Annotated in this window: 4 protein-coding genes; 2 read left to right on the top strand and 2 right to left on the bottom strand. The window is 42.5% G+C overall.

All coding sequences use genetic code 11. The annotated features are described in order from the left end of the window. Positions 1-31: 31 nt before the first annotated feature. Positions 32-970, bottom strand: a complete 939-nt coding sequence (locus tag ELS82_RS23330) for a nucleotidyl transferase AbiEii/AbiGii toxin family protein (protein ID WP_134837567.1) — start codon at positions 968-970, stop codon at positions 32-34. Beyond that, a complete protein-coding gene (locus ELS82_RS23335) occupies positions 963-1,754 on the bottom strand; it encodes a type IV toxin-antitoxin system AbiEi family antitoxin (RefSeq protein ID WP_134837568.1) in 792 nt (263 codons plus the stop codon). Before ELS82_RS23335 ends, ELS82_RS23330 begins: the two co-directional genes overlap by 8 nt. A gap of 796 nt (positions 1,755-2,550) precedes the next feature. Here ELS82_RS23335 and ELS82_RS23345 point away from each other — a divergent pair. Both ELS82_RS23345 and ELS82_RS23350 read left to right on the top strand, forming a co-directional pair. After that, positions 2,551-2,955 (top strand): DUF6088 family protein, encoded by a 405-nt coding sequence (locus tag ELS82_RS23345; protein WP_134837569.1) that lies wholly within the window; start codon positions 2,551-2,553, stop codon positions 2,953-2,955. Between the two features lies 1 nt (position 2,956). Continuing rightward, positions 2,957-3,910 (top strand): nucleotidyl transferase AbiEii/AbiGii toxin family protein, encoded by a 954-nt coding sequence (locus ELS82_RS23350; RefSeq protein ID WP_134837570.1) that lies wholly within the window; start codon positions 2,957-2,959, stop codon positions 3,908-3,910. The last annotated feature ends 605 nt before the right edge of the window (positions 3,911-4,515 follow it).

Below are 4,515 nucleotides of genomic sequence, written 5' to 3' on the forward strand. Positions count from 1 at the left end.
CCTTAGAATTATTGTTAATACTTTTATAAAGTTAATTGGAATTGGCTTGCTTAAGCCACTCATCAAGTACAGCCTCTAATTTAGCTAGCTGCTCGGTATGTTTTTCTTGATTCTTAGCTAACTTTGCTATGTTTTGTAGCTTCCAGCGTATAGCTGGCAGTTCTGCTGCATCAGGGTAGTCAAACAGTGTCCAATCAGGRTTCCCTTGTTTGAATGACAACAAAAATGAGCGATCTGTTTCTGTGAAATGAGCTTGTAGTGCAGCTACCATCGCTGGCCTTATCGAAATTAAGTCCTTTAACTCAACGGGTTGAAAGGTCATTCCATCGAACTCAGCTTGAAACTGCTCATCAAGAGGTTGCCAGTTAGGAGCCATAACCTCATTGATAGGTCTTGGGTGGCTTAGTACGTAAGTAATGAATCCAACAAAGATATCTCGTGAAATACCTTCCTCTGCAAGCAGCAAACGAACATCAAAMAGGTCGCGAGGGTGCTGACGATCCATGGCTGCACACAGTTTTCCGCCATAGAGATCGGGCAGACTAACTACTRGAATCTCTGCATAACCAAACTCTTCTTCGACTGATTCTTGCACAGGTAAGCTATCCGGTTTATGCAACGTACCTCTTGCYACCGGAGAGACTTCGATTTTAATTGTTGCGYTAGGACTTGTAACAACAATACGYAACTCGTCTACTCTGTGGTCCTGCAATACMGCTCGGTTCTCAGGTTCTGTGTTGATGGAATCGGTTATACGTTGCAATGCTGCTTTTACATTTGCTAGAGCTTCATTTCTGGGCTCAAGAGGAAGATAGGCAAGGTCAATATCCACAGACAAGCGTGGAAAATCTCTCACAAATAAGTTGATAGCTGTACCACCTTTGAGTGCAAATGAAGGCTCCGTAGCTACCACTGGTAACATTCTAATCAGCAGTGAAACCTGYTTGTAGTAAGGGCTTTYTCTATCCATTGTTTGCTTCTCCTTGCTCTACATTTAATATTTCTGGCACAGTGATTTGATAACGCTTATCAAATCGCCCTTGCTCTACTACCTGACGCTTTCCTGAACCCAGTGCGATCCTTGTTTCATCAATACGCTGAGTCCATTGATGGTCATGATAATGACTCAAAAACAAAAACACTCTATTGGTTTGAACCGAGCTACTACGTTCAAGAAGATGTTGTACCTTTCTAGGACTTAGGTTTACAAGCCCTTGAAAAAGCTCTGCTGCATGCTCAAACGAAATATGTTTCCCGATTGCATCAACAACTTCGTAAGCAGCAAGCTCTGGGCAACTAACTTTTAGCTCTTTCCCTTTAACCGTAATCACTTTTAGGTCCTTTTCAGGGACAAATTCAAGCTTATGGTTACCACAATAAAACCAATTTTGATTGGGAAATTCACGAAACCATTTAGGTAATGATTGCTTGTTCTTCACCCCAATCCAAACTTGTTCTTTACTCAGCTGCAAATAGTGGCTCAGACCTTGGTGAGTTAAGCTGCTTAACCCTGCCAGATGAACAGGATGGTGCAACTGTACGTCCATCGCTTGTAGAGCATCTACCCAGCCCGGCTTAACATCATCTTTTGCGCTTGGGCGATAATAAACGCCTGAAGATAGCTTCCTAAGCCAACCACTCTGCGCATATTTTTGAGCTAAGGAATAGCTAATTCCGTTTTCTGTCAGCCATTGYTGTAGAACAAGGGCTCTAGGATATGAATGGGCAACTAACCAGTTTATCTTGGATGACATTTTAATACCTAAAGTATGAATATTTCATTTATAACAAACCAATGGTTTATACTGAGTATTATTTTAACACCTCAGGTGTTAAAATAGCACATGCTATAAACTAAAACATAAAATGTGGAACAGAAATGTCATTACTGCTCGGCATATATGTACGAGTGGATAGGGGGATTTACTTGCTATTTACTGTGTTCAACAGTCCTGGCGGCGTCATTCAAGATCGTGTTCTTTACAGCCAAAGTAAAACGGCAGAAAGGAGCAATTCGAGATCACCTTGTGCACAGCGCAGTCATTACCTCAATGGCTAATGAGCAGCCAGTTATCTGCACTAGATTATCTGTTCCCTAGCATTCGTAAACGGGGTAAGCCAATGAGTTATAGCTACTAAGCCGAGATTATTCGTATGTGGGCAAGGGAACTTGGCTACGATTCTTATCTTTACGCTACGCACTCAATGCACCGTACCAAGGTGACGCTAATGTACACTCGCACCAAAAACATACGAACTGTTCAGCCAATACTCAGGCATGTGAAGCTGGACAATACTATTCGGTTTGCGGGCTGAAATAGAGGGTGCGTTGAATCTCTCGTAAGGAATAGATTCATAGCAAGGTTAGATAGCACTTTTGATTAAGGTTGTTTACGGGAGTTTTCATTAAAATTAGATTAAATACAGTAATATAGGTTCAAAATATTTTAATAGGATGCCGTGTCATATCTTGAGTGTGTGCCGTATTTATTCCGATAGTGACAAGGTTGCGTTATACTGTGAACACATAAGAAAGTTAGGAGGTTCAAAATGACAGCTGTTGATCGTGTTTATCAAAAGATAAAGCGTTCCAGACGCTATGTTTTTGAGCGCAAAGACTTTGATGGTTTTGCTAGCTACGACCAAATTGGCCGAGTGTTAAGGCAGTTGGTCAAACAAGGTGACTTAATAAAGCTTGGCTATGGTCTTTACACCAAGGCAAGGATTAACAGCCTAACAGGCAGACCCATGCCCACTAACCCTGGGGGAAGTGATGCCCTGATGCGTGAAATATTAAAGATGAAAGGGGTCGATTTTGAGATGGACAACCTATCTTTGCAAAGCCTATCAGGTGAAAGCACCCAAATCCCATCATCCATTCAATATTCATGGAATCCCAAACAGTTTAATCGCAAATTGGTTGTGGGTAACCGAGTATTAAACTCGCCGAGTTAATATGGAAAAACTAAAACAACAATTCCTTGAGGTTTCCGATGCGCTTGAGCTCGGAAACCCAGCTATCATTGAAAAAGATTACTGGGTCGTGGCTTTGCTTGCCGAGTTAGCGAAGGTAGTTCCAGAGCATCATCAAATGGTCTTTTCTGGCGGTACTGCTCTGGCAAAATCAAACGTTAAGATCTTGAGAATGTCGGAAGATGTGGATATAAAACTCATCCCCAAAAAAGCGTTTGATGCGCTGAGCCGCGCAAAAAAGAAAGCGGCTCGTAAGACATGCGTTAACGAAATTGAACAGGCGATTACTCAGTCAGAGCGATTTACGGTTGAAAAGCGTAGTGTACGTGATGAATATCGCTATGTTGAACTAGAACTCAGATACCCGCAGCAGTTTAGCCAGGCACCATGTCTTCGCCCCATTATTAAACTGGAGTTGATGGAGACAATCTCATTACTTGATGTAGAAGCTCGCAGCATTCAATCATTGGTTTCGGAGCTGTATAAACAACCACGAGAAGTGAAAGCATTTGATTGCGTCTCTATCCACGCGACGTTGGTTGAAAAAGTGATTTCAATATTGCGCCGTACCATGTCAGTGAAGCGCAATGAACAACGTAAGGACGATGCCACACTTGTGCGCCATATCTATGATGTTTACTGTATTTTAAAGACCGAGGAACCGGCCGGAAATCTCGATCTGAAAGCACTTACAGCGTTATTTAAAACGGTATTGAAAGAAGATATTGAGCGCTTTGGCAATCAACACGCAGAGTTTGTTGTCAACCCGAAGCAAGAGTTACAATTCGGATTGAAAGAACTTGAAGAAAACCCTGTTTTTCGCCAACGCTTTCAAGACTTTGTCACCCCAATGGTGTTTAACACTGAACCCCATGATTTTGATACTTGCTTTGCTTCCTTTAGAGGCATCGCCGAATCGTTAATTGCGACAATTTAATTGAGGCACTCATTGGCTAGTAACCAAGCTCGTGGTACAAATTTCAGTTGCCCCTTTTCCAGCCCTCAGGCTGGCATGCTCCACAAACGCACCAATTATCATGCTTTAAGTCTAATTAACGTTCCTGCTTCTACACTCTTAGTTTCCTTTCATATATCCTTGTCTAAGTCTTTATAATTAATAAATTTTTCTCTTACTTAGATGACACCCAACAAACACTTACTGCTCAACGGGGCAGACATATGAAACCGTTGACTCTGCATATCCTCAGAGATATTCTGCAAATGCACTGGCAAAATCCAGTGTCGGGATTCGTACCCTGCACTTACACATGGCGCATTGACGACTGCTGATTTTCAGCTTTCGTCATGTGCGGCCTTAGCACACCTGTCGAAAATGGATTTGTTCCTTCTTTGAACAATCCAGTTGGTATTACGGTGAGCTGGGCGAGGCAGCTTCGGCTGGCCGTTTCCATGTGTGCGGTAGTACGAACCTTGTTCAGTTCACCACCCTTTGTTATGGGGTCTCTGTGTGGTGATGGATATATTCATCCTGCTGGAGGTTTGTGATGCCTGCGATTCAGAAAGTCCTCAGGACCCTGGATA

The sequence above is a fragment of the Vibrio ouci genome (assembly GCF_004551525.1).
Lineage (GTDB): Bacteria > Pseudomonadota > Gammaproteobacteria > Enterobacterales > Vibrionaceae > Vibrio > Vibrio ouci.